Origin of the sequence: Mesorhizobium sp. M0195 (assembly GCF_040322115.1) — a bacterium.
Lineage (GTDB): Bacteria > Pseudomonadota > Alphaproteobacteria > Rhizobiales > Rhizobiaceae > Mesorhizobium.
Map to the genome: position 1 here is coordinate 76,375 of NZ_JAMYSV010000009.1, position 15,465 is coordinate 91,839.

Genomic DNA, 15,465 nt, shown 5'->3' on the forward strand with positions numbered 1-15,465 from the left:
AGGTTATGAGCAAGGATTCGTATATTCACAAGGTGCTGCCCGGTTCGCCGGGCGGACCGTTGCTCTTCGTCTTCCATGGCACTGGCGGCGACGAGGATCAGCTTCTGTCGCTTGGGCGCGATCTTGCGCCGCAAGCAACGATCGTTGCCCCGCGGGGCGATGTCTCGGAACAAGGCGCCGCACGCTTTTTTCGTCGTACCGGCGAGGGCGTTTACGACATGGGCGACCTCACGCGAGCGACGGACAAGATGGCCGGCTTCGTCAAGGCGCATGTCGAGGCGGCAAAGCCATCGTCGGTGCTAGGCCTGGGTTATTCCAACGGCGCCAACATCCTGGCCTCGGTGCTGTTTGCCGAGCCGTCGCTGTTCGACGCAACGGTGCTGATGCATCCGCTGATCCCGTTCGAGCCGGAGGTCAAGGGCAGCCTTGGCGGCAGCCGCATCCTGGTCACCGCCGGCAGGCGAGACCCGATCTGTCCGCCTAATTTGACGGCGCGGCTCGAAGCCTATTTGCGCGCCGATGGCGCCGATGTCACAGTCGAGTGGCATGACGGCGGCCATGAGGTGCGGCCGGGCGAGATCGAGGCGGCGCGGCAGCTGTTCGCCGTGGCGTCGGATGAAAGGACCGCAAGCCATGTCTGACCTATTGCCGGAAATTGAACTGGAGGACCGCGGCTCGAAGGGCCGCTACTTCCTGCGTGGGCCGGACGGCGCCGAGGCGGAGATGACCTTCACCAAGATCGGCGAGCACCAGATCATCATCGACCATACAGAAGTGCCGGATGCATTTCGCGGGCAGGGCGCGGGACTTCGCCTGGTCACCCGTGCCGTCGAGGATGCGCGTGCGGCGGGCAAGACGATCATCCCGCTTTGCCCGTTCGCCAATGCTCAGTTCCGCCGCCATCCGGAATGGGCGGACGTGCTGAAGCGGTAAGAGACAGCCCCTCGATGAATGACAGGAGAAAGGGTGCGCGGCTTTACCGCGTGCCCCTTCGACCATTGGCGGCGTACAAACACAAGGCAAACATGCGGGATTTGCGCAGAGCGCCCGTCTTACCTAAGTATTGGCAACAACCGGCTCGCCTTCTGCGGCCCGACCACTTCAACCGAATGGCCCCCCATGACCGAATCCGATCTGGTTCCCGTCTTCGACGGCCACAACGACACGCTGCTCAGGCTCTACCAGTCGAAGGATGCGGACGTCGAAAAGCTGTTCGTCGAGGGGACGCCGGGTGGCCATATCGACCTGCCGCGCGCGAAGAAAGGCGGATTTGCCGGCGGCATGTTCGCGATCTTCCCGCCGCCTGCCGAGAAATCCAAACGCGGTGCGGTGCCGCTGGCGCCGAGCGACAGCGAGCCCTTGCCGCCCGAGGTTCCGCGCGCCGATGCGCTCAACTCCACCGTAGCGATGGCCTCGATCCTGTTCAGGCTGGAGCGGGCTTCGGCGCTTACCGTCTGCCGCAGCGCCGGCGATGTGAGAAAGGCGATGGCGCAAGGCTCGATTGCGGCGGTGTTTCATATCGAAGGGGTCGAGGCGATCGACCCTGAGCTCACCCTGCTCGACGTTCTCCACGCAGCCGGCCTGCGCTCGCTCGGCATCGTCTGGAGCCGTCCCAATGCCTTCGGCCACGGCGTGCCGTTCCGCTTCCCCTCGTCGCCCGATACAGGGCCGGGGCTGACCGATGCCGGTAAGGCGCTGGTGAAAGCGTGCAACCAGCTGAAGATCATGATCGATCTTTCGCATCTCAACGAAAAAGGTTTCCGCGACGTCGTCGAGATCAGTGACGCACCGCTGGTCGCGACCCATTCAAACGTGCACGCGATCTGCGGCCATTCGCGCAACCTCACCGAATGGCAGCTCGGCGCGATCCGCGACTCCGGCGGCATGGTCGGGCTGAACTTCGCCACCGGGTTCCTGCGTGAGGACGGCAGGATGAACGCCGACACCAGCCTCGACATCATGGTGCGCCATGTCGATTCACTGCTGCAGGCGCTGGGCGAAGACGGCGTCGGCCTGGGCTCGGATTTCGACGGCGCTATGATCCCGGCCGTGATAGGCGACGTTGCCGGCCTGCCAAGATTGCTCGACGCTTTCGCGGCGCGCGGCTTCGGGCGCGCGCTGATCGAGAAGATCGCCTATCGCAACTGGCTCGGCATCTTGGAGAAGACCATCGGCTAAGCGGGTGATGCCGGCTTGTCCGGAACACAGGTTGGAGGCGGACTATTCGAAACCCATGCGTTTAAGCCAGTCCTGGCCAATGCCGCGGTCGCGGATGATCGGCAGCGGATCGGTCGAATCCAGCCTCGCACAAATGCGGTAGACCTCCAGCGTTTCAGCGCTCATCTCGCCGCGCTTGTAGAAGAACATGGCCGCGGCATAGCGGGTGCGGCCCGACCATTTTTCGCCGAGCGGCGTGTTGACCAGCTGCCACTGTTCGGCGGCTTCGGCGTCGATTTCGGGACTGTCGATGTCGTCGGCCATATTCAGAAATCCGCAGGCGATTGGCAGTGCGGCGGCCGAGCTTGATGACCAGCCGCGGCACCAGTTTGGCACGCTTCAGCAGCTTTTGATATTGCAGCTCGCGCCTGGCGTAGATCTCGACCCAAGATCCGCTACAGGCGGACTCGGCGGTGCTGATCTGGTCCGCGTGCCGGGATCGTTGCCTTTCGCCGACGGCGCCTTCGACGTCGTTTTCTATAAGGGTGCAGTCTCGACGAGAACATTCGAATATGGGCAGCCATGCAGAAGGTGCTTGACAGTGCCAAACACCGTCCCACTGATCTTCGCGGCCGAAGCCGGTCGGCTAGCCGGCGATGCTGGAGACCGTTACCCGATGAAGACAACAGAGGCGCGCGAAGCCCTCCTCGAACCGGCGCGAAAAAGCGATTCCGATAAGCGCGGCCGCAAAGCGTCGAAGCAGACAAGGCAGGTTCAACTGATCGAAGCGACTATCGATTCATTGGCCAAGCGCGGCTATTCGGAAACGACTATGGCCGACGTCGCCGACGGCGCCGGCCTGTCGCGCGGCATCGTCAATTTCCATTTCGAGAGCAAGGAGAAGCTGCTCGTCGCCACTTTGCAATACATGCATGACGAGTATTCGGTGCATTGGCGCAGCGCCTTGCAAAGGGCCGGCGATGATCCCGCCCGCCAGCTGCAGGCATTGGTGGCGGCCGATTTCGACCGCTCGATATGCAACAAGCGTAAGCTGGCTGCCTGGTGTGCCTTCTGGGGCGAGGCCAAATCGCGACCGAAATATCAGGCGCTGAGCAGCGCACGCGATGCCGTCTACCAGAACATCTTCATCGACCTTTGCGCGGCGCTCAAGCAGAACGGCTTCTATGCCTATGAGCCGCAAGTCATGGCGCTGGCGCTCAGCGCCATGCTGGATGGTCTGTGGCTGCATTTGATGATGGGCATCGAGGACGCCACACGCGAGACGGCGCTGCAGGCTGCGAACGAGTTCCTGTCTGCGGCATTCCCCAAGCACTATCCGAACTCCGCAGCCCGCGGTGCCAGGCCGGCGTGAACCATCAAAAAGAGGGTGGACCAGCAATGAAGACAATGATCCGGCCCCTGACATTCGAGAAGATCAAGGCCGGCTAATGAAGTTCAAGATCGAACGAGCCGATGTAGCCATCGTCGGCGCCGGCTTCACCGGCCTGTCGGCCGCGCGTGAATTGAACCACGCCGGCATCGATGTCGTGCTGCTCGAAGCCCGCGACCGTGTCGGCGGCCGCGTCGAAGCCGTGCAGAACGGGCTCGGCGAGCGGATCGACAGCGGCGGCCAGTTCCTGTGCGAAGACATGCCGGAATTGATGGCGCTGGTGCAAGCGCGCGGCAAGACATTGGTCGAGACCCATATCGCAGGCGAATTCGTCACGCAGCCGCGAATGGGCGAGGCGCAAGCCGGGCGCACTTACGGCACCGCGATGCGAATGCGCGAGCGGATGAACGCGATCGCACCGAACGACCCGACCATTGCCGGCTTGACGGTCGCGGCATGGCTCGATCGCCAGGCCGATCCCGACGATGCGAAGGCCGCCTTTCGGTCGATGATCGAGGGCCTGTGGTGCCTGGCAATGGAAAGGCTGCCGCTGTGGTACTTGATCGACAATGATCGCCGCATCACCAACGAGGTGTCGGAGCTGCAGTATTTCGTGGGCGAAACCATGCATTCGCTGGCGGATGATCTTGCGCGGGATCTCGGCGATCGACTGCGGCTGAGTACAGCTGTCGAGGCCATTGAGCACGGCCCGGGAGGGGTTCGCGTCGTTTCGCCTGCCGGCGCGATCGAGGCACGAGCGGTACTGGTCGCCGTACCGCCGATGATGGCCTCGAGAGTGGATTTCGTGCCGCCGCTGCCGGCTGTGCTGAAGAGGGCCCTCAGCGTCTGGCAAAGCGGCGCGGTGATCAAGATGCTGGTGCGCTACCCCAAGGCTTTCTGGCGCGACAGGGGCTTGAGCGGCATGGTGATGTGGCGCGACCCGCACGGGCTTTTTGCCTGCGATGCCAGCAGGGACGAGGATCATGCAGCACTTGTCGTCTTCATCGGCGGGCCGCTGGCGCAGCGCTGGCGGGATATGGACGACGCGGCGTTACGCGCAAAGGTGACGTCAAAGCTGGAAGAGGCGCTCGGTATCGAGGCGGCCGGCATTATCGATCTCAGTTATCGCGACTGGACCGGGGATCGCTGGAGCGGCGGCGGTTACAGCGATCTGATCGTCGATGCGACGGCAACTGATGCCGAACGCATTATCCGTGCGGGCGCTCCGCTGGTCCATTTTGCCTCGTCGGAGCTGTCGCCGTCATTTCCGGGCTATGTCGAGGGCGCCATCGTCGCCGGCCGCATTGCTGCCCGAAAAATTATTCAGTCGGCCATCGACAGCAGAGCCTCGGGGCCATAAGCGAGGCGGATCAAGCTGCGGAGCGGGATCGACACGCATTGCCGCGAGCTCGGCCTGCTGGTCAGGCCGCTGATCAATATGTGCGTCATGTCCCGGCGCTGATCATCACGCGCGAGCAGATCGACGACATGGTGTCGATCCTGCGCCAAGGTATTTCGCGCACGATGGACGATCTGCGCCGGGAAGGGGTGTGGCGGGGATAAGCGTTTATGACTGGCGATCTCGCCGGTCGTTTGGGCCATATCGGGTTTCCAGGAGGCGAACTGCCGTCCTGAACTATGCGTGCTGTGCCCGCGTTCTGGCGGCCTTCTGCGCCGCCGCCTTCCTTCCGCTGGCGCCTTTCGTCTCGGCGGCCTTCTTCGCGGCGGCCGAGCGCTCCTCAGCCGTCCGGCGCGAGGCCGCACGCTTGGCCTGCTGCGAGAGCGCCTCGTGCGACGCCGCGCTCTTCGGCTCGTGCTCGAGCACCTTGGAAACGGCCTTCGAGACCCGCGGGCGGCGTTTCGGCGTGCGTTCGCCCTGGCCGGCCTCATAGGCGTATTCGGCGCTCTTGCGCGTGCTCTCCTTCACCTTGGCCTTTTTGGGCGGGGGCAGGTCTACGCCTGCGCGCCTCGCCTCGGAAAGCCCGATGGCGATAGCCTGCTGGGTCGACCGCGCGCCGTGCTCGCCGCGGCGGATTTTATCGATCTCCTCGTGCACGAACTCGCCGGCCTGAGTGCTCGGCGATTTGCCCTCGCGCTTGTCCTTTCGGGCCTTCTCGATGGTTTTCTTGTCCGGCATTGTCTTTCTCCCACATACGGGTTGCGACAGCCTTTCGGGTTGCCGCTGCGCGCGGTCTTATGAGGATCATAACGCGTTGAGGACGCAAATGATCCCGGGACTGGTGATCCAAGCCCCGGCTGTCAGGACGTCGACGCCGATCCGTCCGAAATCAGATGGCGCAAGAACCATTGAGTAGCGAGATCCGCGACTTCGTCCAGGGCGCCGGGCTCCTCGAACAGATGTGTCGCGCCAGGGACGATGGCGAGCTCCTTCTCGCCGCGGAGCGCCACCAGCGCCGAGCGGTTGAGTGCGATCACTTGCGTGTCCGCGCCTCCGACGACGAGCAAGGTCGGCGCCCGGACGCGCGGCAGGGCGAGCGCTGCGAGATCGGGCCGGCCACCACGCGAAACCACGGCCGCGGCCTGGTCGGGCCGCTCGGCCGCCGCCACGAGGGCGGCACCGGCGCCCGTGCTCGCGCCGAAATAGCCAAGACGCAACCCCGACGTGTCCGGCGAGGCGCCGAGCCAATCCGTGACGCCAACCAGCCGATCGACGAGCAGTCCGATATTGAAGCGCAACTCGGCCGTGACCTGGTCGATCCGCTCCTCTTCGGCCGTCAACAGGTCGACGAGGAAGGTGGCGAGGTTCGCCTCGTTCAGCCTTGCGGCCACGTAGCGGTTGCGCGGGCTGTGGCGGCTGCTGCCGCTGCCATGGGCGAAGAGCACGAGGCCAGGAGCATCCGGGGGCAACGAAAGATTGCCCTCGAGCGTGACAGGCCCCGCGGGAACATGAACGACGTGCTCGCTATGCCGGTCCATATCCACCTCCGCTATGGCGATCTGGTGCCGCGCGCCGGACCCGCGCCCGCGTGCCCAGCCAACTCCTCTTCGGAAGCGGCAGGCTTGTCGGAAGCTGCAGGCTTGGGCACGGACCTGGCGAGCAGCGCGCGGACCTCTTCATCGCTCGTCTGCGAGAAATCCACGTACCAGCGCCCGACACCGAGCAACGGCTCTGGTGTCGTCGCGCAAACGACCTCGTCGGCGTCCGCCCGCATCGCGTCGCAAGTGTCGGGGCTACCGACGGGAACGGCCGCGACGATACGGGCGGCGTGGTTTTTTCAGCGCCTTGATTCCGGCCCGCATGGTCGATCCGGTCGCAAGCCCGTCATCCACGAGGATAATGGTCCGTCCATTCAACTGCGGTGGGGGTCGCCCGGCCCTATAGAGGTGCTCGCGGCGCAGAAGCTCTTTTTCCTCCTTTGCAGCGACCGCGTCGATGACATATGGCGGGATCGCGAGACCGCTGACGATTTCGTCGTTCAGGACACGTACGCCGGAGGGCGCGATCGCCCCCATGGCCAGTTCCTCGTGGCCGGGGACGCCGAGCTTGCGCACGACGAAGACGTCGAGCGGTGCCTTGAGTGCCTGCGCGACCTCGTAGCCGACCGGCACGCCGCCTCGGGGCAGCGCCAATACGATCACGTCGTCGCGGCCGGCAAAGCGAACGAGCTCCCCGGCGAGTTGCCGCCCGGCCTCGCGGCGATCTGAAAATATGACGGCCATGACCTTCAATCCGCGTGCATCTGTTTTCCCGGTGGATGTGCTTTCACCAACCTGCGGCTACATCCCGTGGGATGGCTGATCGGCGACAGCAAATAAAACTCGTCCGCCCATGAGGATGTTCCGCACGCCGGCCGGGAAAGGCGGTCCGAAAAACCCCGGAATGCGCATCGGGGAACAACCGGCAGGTAGGACTGTTTGGTCACATCCGCCGTAATCGGATTTGAACGGAAGGAGGATTCGATGAACGCCACTGGACTCGACGTATTCGACAAGACACTGCAGACCACGAACATCTGGCTCGACGAGATCATGGACGAGATTGGACCGGATCGGCAGGTCGCCTGGCACGTTCTCGGAGCGGTGCTACACGCCCTGCGCGACCGTATGCAGCCGGATCTTGCAGCCCACCTCGGCTCGCAGCTGCCGATTCTGGTGCGTGGCGCCTTCTATGACCAATTTCAACCTTCCAAGGCTCCCGAGAAGGTGCGGTCGCTCGACGAGTTTCTGGCCAAGATCAAGGCGGAGCTTGAATTCACCCGTCCGGTCGATTCCAAGGATGCATTCAGGGCCGTGTCCAAGGTGCTTGCCCATCATGTCGGAGAAGGACAGATGCACAAGGTGTGGGAATCCCTGCCAGGAGAGATCAGACGCGTCGCCGAAGCTCAGCAAGCGGCGTGAACGGCGCCGGCGCGGGTTTCTTGGTCGCAATCTTCTTGGGGAAACAGCAATGCCACTCACCCTTATCAGCCCGGCGTTCCCGGCAGGCGGAAAAATTCCCGAAAGGTATACGCGTGACGGCCAGAACGTCTCGCCGCCACTGAAGTGGTCCGGCGTTCCGGATGGTGCCAAGAGCCTTGTTCTTGTCGTGTTGGATCCCGATGCGCCAAGCGGGACTTTCGGGCATTGGGCGGTATTCAACATCCCGCCCGATGCCGGCGAACTCGCCGAGGCAGCAGACGGCAAGCCCGGTCCGTCGGCACTCAGGCAGGGCACCAACGATTTCGGCAATGCCTATTACGATGGCCCGCAGCCGCCCGTAGGGCATGGCGTCCATCATTACCATTTCCGGCTGGCCGCGCTTGATGTGCCGAGCCTCAGCGTACCGGGACAGGCGGGCGTGCATCAGGTCTGGAAGCAAGCCCAGAAACACGCATTGGAGGAGACGGAGTTGGTCGGAACCTACGAACGGCCGGCGTGACGCGGGCGACGTCGGTCGCCGCCTTCACAACGTAATCTGGGCAAGCGGTTTTCGGGCAGGGCCGTGGATGACCGAACCATCGGCCGCGAAGATCGAGCCGTGGCAGGGACAATCCCAGGTGTGGTCCGCAGTGTTCCAGGTTACGGTGCAGCCCTTATGGGTGCAAGTCGCCGAAACCGCCTGTAGTGCGCCTTCGGTGTCTCTCCACGCCGCAATCTTTTCCTCTCCCCTGACGATCACGCCCCCCATACCACGCGCAATGTCGTGGGTGCTCGAGACGATCGATTGACTGCGGCCGTTCTTGTGGAAGTCCTCAGGATAGGGCCGGGCCGGATCGTAGAGTTTTTGCCATGGGCTCGGGCGGCCGCAGATCAGGTCGGCGATCATCGCGCCCACGGCCGTCCCGTTGGTGATGCCCCAGGCGTTGAAGCCGGTGGCAATGTAGAAGCCGGCTGCCTTGGTGGGATCGGGCTCGCCGGCATATGGAATTCTGTCTGCCGTATCATAATCCTCATTGCACCAGCGCCACGCGACGTCGCCGACCGAAAGGTTCTTTCTTGCCCATTTTTCCAGTTCGACAAACCGTTTGGCCACGTCGCCGTCCCAGCCGGTGTTGAACTTGGGGCCGAGCGTGACCAGCAGCGGCCCTTCGGCATCATGGCCCGTGCGGATGGAATGCGTCGGGTCGTCGATGCCGATGAACATGCCGTCGACAGTAAAGGGATCGTCGATCCGAAAGGCCATGGCGGTGTGGCAGCGCGGCTGCGTCCGGTTCGCCATGCCGATGGGGCTCTTCACCGTCATGTTGGTGGCGACGACGACATGCCCGGCATCAACGGCGCCGCCATCGGTGACGATGCGCCAGCGGCTTGCCTCGTCGATCGAGGTGGCGCGGCTGTTTTCGAAGATCCGACCGCCACGGGCCGTCACCGCTTCCGCCAGGCCAACCAGATACATCGCCGGATTGAACTGCGCCTGGTCAGAAAACCGTAGCGCGGCGGCCGTTTCGAAAGGCAGCGGCGCGTGGTCGAGGATCTCGGCCTCCAGCCCGACCTGGCGCGCGGCCTCCGCCTCGGCCGCGACCTCCGCGCGCCGGCTTTCATCGCAGGTGTAGGTGTAGGCGTCCTTGCTCTCGAGATCGCAGGCGATGGCGTACTCGCGAACCCAATCGCGGATCTGTCGGGCGCCGGCGGAATTCGCATCGGCGTAGACCTGCGCCAACTCCCGGCCGACAGTGTCGATGAGATGACGATAGATCAGTGCATGCTGCGTGGTGATCTTGGCCGTCGAGCGGCCGGTCACCTGTCCGCCCGTGCGCAGGCCTTCAACGACGACCACCGACCGGCCTGCCTCGCAAAGGCGAAGCGCCGTCGTCAGCCCGACAATTCCAGCACCCACGACAACGGCGTCCGCACGGATCGAACCTTCGAGCTGGGGATAGTTCGTGGATCTGGCTGCCGCTACCCAACAGCTTCCCGGTTTTCCCAAGAGAATGGCCATTTCAACCGCGCTCCTTGCGTCTTCCATCGACAACCGCGCCGGCAGGGGAACGTTCCCGAGCTTGGTTGCTTCTTTCAGTCATTGTCCCGCCACCCCGGGTCAGAAAAGCACCGGGAAGGCGCGAGGTGCAGGCCATCACCCAGGTGATCGCCTCGCGGTCGTATTCGTCGCCGGAGCGCCAGTCCTCGAAGAAGGCATTCAGCCTATCGACACGCCCCGGCCAGATGCCGGCGGCTTGCAGGCCGAGCGATACGCCGTAATTGGTGAAGGCGAACTTGGTATCGCGCAGCCATGGCGCGCGGCTGAAATAACCGGGCGGGTCGACCCACATCGTTTCCAGGGTTCGCAGCGAACGCCTCGTCTGGGCCTCGGCCCACGGCTCGTCGGGAAAGAAATGGGCGAGCCACAGCATCATGCCGAGGCCGAGGTCCTGGTCGACGTCGAGTGTGCGCCAATCGCGCTCCATCAGGTCACGCATCTGCGCGATCTCGGGCGCCAGTTCCTCTTCGTCGAGCATGCGATAAGAGACGTAGCCGTCATAGGCATCCATGCTGCCGAGGCCGTAGCCGGGGTAAGGACCGCTCAAATCCTCCTGCATCTTCCAGATCACGCCGCGGCCGGGGACCACAAACGCCGGGTGAATGTCCCGCGCCAGCGCAATGCCGCGTTCGCGGTATTCCGCCTTCAGATCGCCGAGACGCGCCAGGGCAAACAGCCACATCGCCAGATAGTGGAAATACTGGCCGTCGCGATCGGCCGCTTCGCCGATCCTCAATCCGCGCCGGCGGCCGAGCACACGCTCGACATCCACCACCAGCCGCTCGGCCTCGTCCAGCCAGCGCTCTTCGCCAAGTTCCGTATAAAGCGAGACGTAGAGCACGACCCCGAATGCATCGGTCCACAGATATCGCAAGCCGTTGGGCCAGATGCCTTCGGCGCGCATCCAGTCGAGTTTTTGCAGGACATAATCGACGTCACGCAGCATTGCGCCAAGCCCCGTATCCACGGCAGACTTTGCCGATGTTCGGCTCCATGCGATTGCGAGCATGCGGAATATCTGCCTCAGGTTGATCTGGCCTGATATCGCCAAACGATCTGATCGGCGGCGGGGTTCCTTGGTCGCTTCCACCGGCCGCGACCGGGAACCCTCGACCTGATCATGAGTTTCGGGTCCAGGCGCTCACAACGGGATGCGGGAGGTTACCAGTCATTTTCGGAGCCTTTCAATCGAGGAGGCAAAGTTGCGACACCGCCAAATCAGAGTTGACGGAATTACTGTCTTCTTTCGCGAGGAAGGGCCGGCCGACGCTCCCGTGCTTCTGCTGCCGCACGGCTATCCCTGTTCCTCCTATCAGTTTCGAAGGCTGATGCCCGGACTGGCTGATCGCTGGCATACGTTCGCCCCGGACTTTCCTGGCTTCGGCTATAGCGCTACGCCCGACATGGCTGCATTCGGCTACGATTTCGAGACCTATGCCGGGTTTTTGGCGGCTTTCGCGGACACGCTCGGCCTGTCCCACTATGCGCTCTGGCTGCACGATTACGGCTCGCAGATCGGATTGCGCCACGCCATCGCCTATCCGGAGCGCATTGCCGCGCTTATCATCCAGAACGGCGACATCTACGAAGACGTGCTCGGCCCGAAATACGCAGCCATCAAGGCGTATTGGAACGACAAGACGCCCGACAAGCATCGCCCGCTGGAAGAAGCGGTGAGCGAGGAGGGCTTCCGGCACGAGTTCATCGGTGAGGTTGGCGAGGCCGTGGCCGAGCGCGTGCCACCGGATCTGTGGAAACTCCATTGGCCTCTGATGGACACGCCGCCCCGTCGGCGGCTCGCGGTCGGCCTGATGGAGAAGCTGGAGGCGAACCTCAACTGGTTCCCGAAATACCAGGCTTATCTGCGCGAACGGCAACCACCGACACTGATCGTCTGGGGTCCTGAGGATGGCTATATGCCGGCCGCATCGGCCCGCGCCTACAAGCGCGACTTGCCGCAAGCAGAGCTCCATCTCCTCGATGGCGCCGGCCACTGGCTATTGGAAACCCATTTCGATGAGGCGCTTGCGTTGGTGCGCGACTTCCTCGCGCGTTCACAGCCGAGCACCGATGCAACCGTCTGGTAACCTGTTGAAAACGTGGTGATCCCGACAGGGATTGAACCTGTGACCTACAGATTAGGAATTTGTACCTTCATCAGCATATTACGCTGCCTGTAGCTGACATTCACGGCAACCAGCACCGAGACCCCAAAGTAGCCACTTGTTCGAGGAAATGCCTTGGCAGATCTTGAGGAGATGCCGGCCCGCCGTGGGAGGTGCCGTGCGCCGGGGCCGGCGTCCGGAAGCCCTCCAGGGAACGAACGCGCGGGTGGTGATCGCGAATTCGACCCTATGGAGATTTGACGAGAACTGCCAATACTCCTCAATAAGGCTCTCGCCGACATGGTCAGACACGGTCCAGGAACTCGAGCACCCGGCGCGTGAGCAGTGCGCTGGCAGCAGCGTCGTACGACGGGAGCGAGCTGTCGGCGAAGTAGTGCTGGTCGCCGGGATAGAGGAACAGCTCCGCGTCCTCGACCTTCTCCACGATCTCGCGAGCGGCGTCGATGTCGCCCTCGCCGATGAATATCGGGTCGTTATCCATACCGTGGATCTGGACCGGGACGCCGTCCGGCCAGGGTCCGAACGCCCACTCGCCGCTAATCGGCAGACAGGAGTGGAAGAGCAGGGTTCCGCAGGCACCGGGTCGTGTCTGTGTGAGCTTCTGCGCCGGCAGTACCCCGAACGAGAATCCGGCGTAAACGAGCTCGGGCGTCAGTTCGCCGGCGACGCCGACGCCGCGCTCCCGCATGTCGTCGAACCCGATCTCACCGATGTAGGCGAGACCCTCGTCAATACTCTGGAATGTGCGTCCGTCGAACAGGTCCGGCGTATGCACGGTGTGCCCGGCTGCCCGCAGGTCGTCAGCGAACGCGCGCACGCCGGGAGTCAACCCTTGTGCGTGGTGGAACAGCAGGACCTCGGCCATGGGAGCCTCCAGGTGGGACGTGGATTGCGGCGATAATTGCGAATCGCTTCGCAGAACTGCAAGCGATTTCGCTGTGCATCGAAGAACTTCCAAATGATGACAAGCCTCGGCGCATCGTCTTTTCCCGGCGTGACGACGCGAGGGCCGATCTACACCAACAGATAGGCGGCGACGAAAATGCTTCCGGCGTTACCTGCGTCCGCCAGACGGACGCACCGCGGCGGTAGTCTTGGTTCGAATTTCCGCCAAGGTCAATTTTGGGGTCACCACGAAACGCCATCCTACGAAAGTGCCACGAGAGCTCGCCGGCTGTTCACAGCTGCTCTACACGCTCGGTCCTCGACAAGCCGGCCAGAGAACTATCCTTCCTGAAGCGACGCGGGATCAAGGGGCGCGTCGCCTGGCCGGACGTGACGCGCAGGAGCGGGCATCTTTGCAACCGCGACGATCACTCCGGCACGCCGGCAATACCCAACGCTTCGACGTAGTGCTCGGCGAACACCTTGTCCCGCCACGGGTTGATCTGCTTCTGCAGGCCGAGCGTGTAGGTCGGGAACGCCTCCATCAGCCGCCGCGCCGCCGCCTGCGCTTCGTCCAGCCGGTTGAGTTTGACCAGCGCCATGATCACCACCCGGTGCGAGGAGCCGTAATTCGGCATCTCGCGCAGCGCTCGTTCTCCCCAAGCCAGCGCTTCCTCGTAGCGTTCGAGCATCAGGTAGCTCATCCCGATGCCGGAGAGCGCGATGCCCTTCTCGGGGTCGACCGGGCTCAGCCGCATCGCCCTGTGGAAGTGCTCGATCGCGACGAGGGGGTGGCCGGAATGGGCGTTCACCCAGCCGCTGCCCGTATGGCCCTGCGCCGAATTGGGGTTGAGGAGCAGGGACCGTTCGATCGTGTCCAGCGCCGTCTCGTAATCCTTGGCGCTGTAGGCGATCACCTGCGCGGCGAAACGCAAGCTTGTCGGGTCGTCTCGCGCGTCCGCCAGCACCTCGCGGGCCATGCGCACGGCGACGCGGATATCGTCGGGCTCGTGCCAGCACTGACTCACCGACAGGCTGCGGATATAGGCACCGAGTGCCTTCGCCAGGGTGAAGTCTGGGTCGATGCTGAGCGCCTCGTTGGTGAGCCGGCGCACGTCGGCGAAGCCTTCGCGCGTCATGCTGTAGAAGCGCGGCAGCGCACGAAGGTAGAGGTCGTAGGCACCGATGTAGTCGGTCGGCTTCATGCGCGCCTGCTTGATCTCCTGCAGCCGGATGCTCGGTTCGACAGCGCCGACGACGCTCTCGGTAACCTTGTCCTGCAGGTCGAAGATGTCGCTCACGTCGCCCTCGAAGCGGTCGGCCCAGACATGGTGTCCGCTGATCGCGTCCACCAACTGCCCACTGATGCGCACCCGCGATCCTGCTCTGCGGATGCTGCCTTCGAGTACGTAGCGGACGCCCAGCTCGCGCCCGACCTGGCGCAGGTCCACCGCCCGGCCCTTGTAGGTGAACGACGAGTTGCGGGCGATCACGAAGAAGGAGTTCACCCGGCTCAATCCCGTGATGATGTCCTCCACCAGCCCGTCGGCGAAGTATTCCTGGTCGGGATCGCCGCTCATGTTGGTAAAAGGCAGAACCGCGATCGAGGGTTTCGCGGGCAGCGGAGGCGATGCAGCCACCGAGGCGCCGGCGTCGGTCTCGACGCGGTAGGCGCGCACAGGCCGCTCGATGTTCTTGAGGCGCAGGTTGCCGAGCGGCGTGAAGCTGCAGTCGAGCTTGCCCTGAAGGTGGTCGTAGGCGGTGCCTGAGACGACCACGGTGCCGGGGTCGGCGATGCCGTCGAGGCGGGCTGCGATATTGACCCCGTCGCCGTAGAGGTCGCCGTCCTCCTCGCAGACCACGTCGCCGAGATTGACGCCGATGCGAAAGCGAATCCGCTCTTCCTCGGGCATCTCCGCCTCGTGTTCTGCCAGGGCCTGCTGGATCGCCATCGCCGAGGCCACCGCGTTGACGACGCTCGCGAATTCACACAGCATGCCGTCGCCGGTGAGCTTGACGATCCGACCCTGGTGCTCAGAGACCAGCGGTTCGAGCAGGTCCTTGCGGTAGACCTTCAGCCGCTCGAGCGTGCCGCGCTCGTCGCGCTCCGTCAGGCGCGAATAGCCGACCACGTCGCAAACCATGATCGCTGCGAGGTGGCGCTGCGTGGTCATTGCACCGCTCGACCAAGCGCCTGCGCGCGGGCCGCCCCGCGTCCATGTCCTGGCACCTTCCAGACGCCCCATGTGCATGGTATCCGTCTCTCCCAGTCGCCGCCGGTCGCCGATACAGAACGGAAAACGCAGCTCGACTTTGCCTTCACGAGATTTCGCTATCCCGCTTGCGAGGCGTGGAGCGATCCAGTCGCCGCGCTAACAGCCAACCGGCGATACGCCCACGCAGCCTCTGGGACGCTGACACGCCACTCCTCCCAGAAGGCCGGAGATATTTACTGCCCTTGGTAACCGATTGACGCCACCGTGGCGGTG

At 63.8% G+C, this 15,465-nt stretch carries 16 protein-coding genes and 1 pseudogene; 9 read left to right on the forward strand and 8 right to left on the reverse strand.

Features of this window, described 5'->3' with window-relative positions; translation table 11 throughout:
- The first annotated feature begins 5 nt into the window (after positions 1–5).
- The 3 genes from NKJ12_RS18800 (at position 6) to NKJ12_RS18810 (ending at position 2,178) form a co-directional block, all read left to right on the forward strand.
- The gene (locus NKJ12_RS18800) at positions 6–641 is read left to right on the forward strand and encodes an alpha/beta hydrolase (protein WP_352505036.1); all 636 of its coding nucleotides are present in this window, start codon (positions 6–8) and stop codon (positions 639–641) included.
- Positions 634–933, forward strand: a complete 300-nt coding sequence (locus tag NKJ12_RS18805) for a GNAT family N-acetyltransferase (RefSeq protein ID WP_352687334.1) — start codon at positions 634–636, stop codon at positions 931–933. Before NKJ12_RS18800 ends, NKJ12_RS18805 begins: the two co-directional genes overlap by 8 nt.
- 186 nt (positions 934–1,119) lie before the next feature.
- Positions 1,120–2,178, forward strand: coding sequence for a dipeptidase (locus tag NKJ12_RS18810; RefSeq protein ID WP_352476217.1), 1,059 nt, complete (start codon positions 1,120–1,122; stop codon positions 2,176–2,178).
- 42 nt (positions 2,179–2,220) lie between these two features.
- On the opposite strand, the gene NKJ12_RS18815 is transcribed toward NKJ12_RS18810, so the two are convergent.
- Positions 2,221–2,481 (reverse strand): hypothetical protein, encoded by a 261-nt coding sequence (locus NKJ12_RS18815; RefSeq protein ID WP_352505038.1) that lies wholly within the window; start codon positions 2,479–2,481, stop codon positions 2,221–2,223.
- Positions 2,482–2,833: 352 nt separating this feature from the next.
- On the opposite strand from NKJ12_RS18815, the gene betI reads away from it, so the two are divergent.
- The 3 genes and pseudogenes from betI to NKJ12_RS18830 all read left to right on the forward strand — a co-directional run.
- Positions 2,834–3,529, forward strand: coding sequence for a transcriptional regulator BetI (betI, locus tag NKJ12_RS18820; protein ID WP_352704435.1), 696 nt, complete (start codon positions 2,834–2,836; stop codon positions 3,527–3,529).
- Positions 3,530–3,605: 76 nt separating this feature from the next.
- Entirely contained in the window at positions 3,606–4,907 is a 1,302-nt protein-coding gene (locus NKJ12_RS18825; protein ID WP_352704340.1) for a flavin monoamine oxidase family protein, read from the forward strand.
- A 27-nt stretch (positions 4,908–4,934) separates the two neighbouring features.
- Positions 4,935–5,110: pseudogene (locus NKJ12_RS18830) on the forward strand (aspartate aminotransferase family protein); the annotation flags it as partial.
- Positions 5,111–5,183: 73 nt separating this feature from the next.
- Here NKJ12_RS18830 and NKJ12_RS18835 read toward each other — a convergent pair.
- The 3 genes from NKJ12_RS18835 to NKJ12_RS18845 form a co-directional block, all read right to left on the reverse strand.
- Entirely contained in the window at positions 5,184–5,684 is a 501-nt protein-coding gene (locus NKJ12_RS18835; RefSeq protein WP_352704342.1) for a DUF6496 domain-containing protein, read from the reverse strand.
- A 122-nt stretch (positions 5,685–5,806) separates the two neighbouring features.
- Entirely contained in the window at positions 5,807–6,484 is a 678-nt protein-coding gene (locus tag NKJ12_RS18840) for a dienelactone hydrolase family protein (protein WP_352704344.1), read from the reverse strand.
- A 255-nt stretch (positions 6,485–6,739) separates the two neighbouring features.
- Positions 6,740–7,228 carry a phosphoribosyltransferase gene (locus NKJ12_RS18845; protein ID WP_352704346.1) on the reverse strand — a complete coding sequence of 163 codons (489 nt, stop codon included), beginning with the start codon at positions 7,226–7,228 and terminating at the stop codon, positions 6,740–6,742.
- 240 nt (positions 7,229–7,468) lie between these two features.
- On the opposite strand from NKJ12_RS18845, the gene NKJ12_RS18850 reads away from it, so the two are divergent.
- Together NKJ12_RS18850 and NKJ12_RS18855 are read left to right on the forward strand one after the other, a co-directional pair.
- Positions 7,469–7,906 carry a DUF2267 domain-containing protein gene (locus tag NKJ12_RS18850; RefSeq protein WP_352704348.1) on the forward strand — a complete coding sequence of 146 codons (438 nt, stop codon included), beginning with the start codon at positions 7,469–7,471 and terminating at the stop codon, positions 7,904–7,906.
- 49 nt (positions 7,907–7,955) lie between these two features.
- On the forward strand, positions 7,956–8,426 hold the full coding sequence (locus tag NKJ12_RS18855; protein ID WP_352505044.1) for a YbhB/YbcL family Raf kinase inhibitor-like protein: 471 nt from the start codon (positions 7,956–7,958) through the stop codon (positions 8,424–8,426).
- A 24-nt stretch (positions 8,427–8,450) separates the two neighbouring features.
- Here the strand turns inward: NKJ12_RS18855 and NKJ12_RS18860 are convergent, their stop codons facing one another.
- Both NKJ12_RS18860 and NKJ12_RS18865 read right to left on the reverse strand, forming a co-directional pair.
- Positions 8,451–9,926 (reverse strand): FAD-dependent oxidoreductase, encoded by a 1,476-nt coding sequence (locus NKJ12_RS18860; RefSeq protein WP_352704350.1) that lies wholly within the window; start codon positions 9,924–9,926, stop codon positions 8,451–8,453.
- A 1-nt stretch (position 9,927) separates the two neighbouring features.
- Positions 9,928–10,974, reverse strand: a complete 1,047-nt coding sequence (locus NKJ12_RS18865) for a hypothetical protein (RefSeq protein WP_352704352.1) — start codon at positions 10,972–10,974, stop codon at positions 9,928–9,930.
- Between the two features lie 142 nt (positions 10,975–11,116).
- Here NKJ12_RS18865 and NKJ12_RS18870 point away from each other — a divergent pair, with 142 nt between their 5' ends.
- Positions 11,117–12,052, forward strand: a complete 936-nt coding sequence (locus NKJ12_RS18870) for an alpha/beta fold hydrolase (RefSeq protein ID WP_352704354.1) — start codon at positions 11,117–11,119, stop codon at positions 12,050–12,052.
- 322 nt (positions 12,053–12,374) lie between these two features.
- Here the strand turns inward: NKJ12_RS18870 and NKJ12_RS18875 are convergent, their stop codons facing one another.
- Both NKJ12_RS18875 and NKJ12_RS18880 read right to left on the reverse strand, forming a co-directional pair.
- Entirely contained in the window at positions 12,375–12,956 is a 582-nt protein-coding gene (locus NKJ12_RS18875; protein ID WP_352704356.1) for a dienelactone hydrolase family protein, read from the reverse strand.
- A gap of 448 nt (positions 12,957–13,404) precedes the next feature.
- Positions 13,405–15,150, reverse strand: coding sequence for an adenylate/guanylate cyclase domain-containing protein (locus tag NKJ12_RS18880; protein WP_352687343.1), 1,746 nt, complete (start codon positions 15,148–15,150; stop codon positions 13,405–13,407).
- Positions 15,151–15,465 lie beyond the last annotated feature (315 nt).

What these genes read in the sequence shown, in the direction of transcription:
- NKJ12_RS18800 (WP_352505036.1), top strand. Translation starts at nt 6, where the DNA reads ATGAGCAAGGATTCGTATATTCACAAGGTGCTGCCCGGTTCGCCGGGC.
- NKJ12_RS18805 (WP_352687334.1), top strand. Translation starts at nt 634, where the DNA reads ATGTCTGACCTATTGCCGGAAATTGAACTGGAGGACCGCGGCTCGAAG.
- NKJ12_RS18810 (WP_352476217.1), top strand. Translation starts at nt 1,120, where the DNA reads ATGACCGAATCCGATCTGGTTCCCGTCTTCGACGGCCACAACGACACG.
- NKJ12_RS18815 (WP_352505038.1), bottom strand. Translation starts at nt 2,481, where the DNA reads ATGGCCGACGACATCGACAGTCCCGAAATCGACGCCGAAGCCGCCGAA.
- betI (WP_352704435.1), top strand. Translation starts at nt 2,834, where the DNA reads ATGAAGACAACAGAGGCGCGCGAAGCCCTCCTCGAACCGGCGCGAAAA.
- NKJ12_RS18825 (WP_352704340.1), top strand. Translation starts at nt 3,606, where the DNA reads ATGAAGTTCAAGATCGAACGAGCCGATGTAGCCATCGTCGGCGCCGGC.
- NKJ12_RS18835 (WP_352704342.1), bottom strand. Translation starts at nt 5,684, where the DNA reads ATGCCGGACAAGAAAACCATCGAGAAGGCCCGAAAGGACAAGCGCGAG.
- NKJ12_RS18840 (WP_352704344.1), bottom strand. Translation starts at nt 6,484, where the DNA reads ATGGACCGGCATAGCGAGCACGTCGTTCATGTTCCCGCGGGGCCTGTC.
- NKJ12_RS18845 (WP_352704346.1), bottom strand. Translation starts at nt 7,228, where the DNA reads ATGGCCGTCATATTTTCAGATCGCCGCGAGGCCGGGCGGCAACTCGCC.
- NKJ12_RS18850 (WP_352704348.1), top strand. Translation starts at nt 7,469, where the DNA reads ATGAACGCCACTGGACTCGACGTATTCGACAAGACACTGCAGACCACG.
- NKJ12_RS18855 (WP_352505044.1), top strand. Translation starts at nt 7,956, where the DNA reads ATGCCACTCACCCTTATCAGCCCGGCGTTCCCGGCAGGCGGAAAAATT.
- NKJ12_RS18860 (WP_352704350.1), bottom strand. Translation starts at nt 9,926, where the DNA reads ATGGCCATTCTCTTGGGAAAACCGGGAAGCTGTTGGGTAGCGGCAGCC.
- NKJ12_RS18865 (WP_352704352.1), bottom strand. Translation starts at nt 10,974, where the DNA reads ATGCTCGCAATCGCATGGAGCCGAACATCGGCAAAGTCTGCCGTGGAT.
- NKJ12_RS18870 (WP_352704354.1), top strand. Translation starts at nt 11,117, where the DNA reads ATGCGGGAGGTTACCAGTCATTTTCGGAGCCTTTCAATCGAGGAGGCA.
- NKJ12_RS18875 (WP_352704356.1), bottom strand. Translation starts at nt 12,956, where the DNA reads ATGGCCGAGGTCCTGCTGTTCCACCACGCACAAGGGTTGACTCCCGGC.
- NKJ12_RS18880 (WP_352687343.1), bottom strand. Translation starts at nt 15,150, where the DNA reads ATGACCACGCAGCGCCACCTCGCAGCGATCATGGTTTGCGACGTGGTC.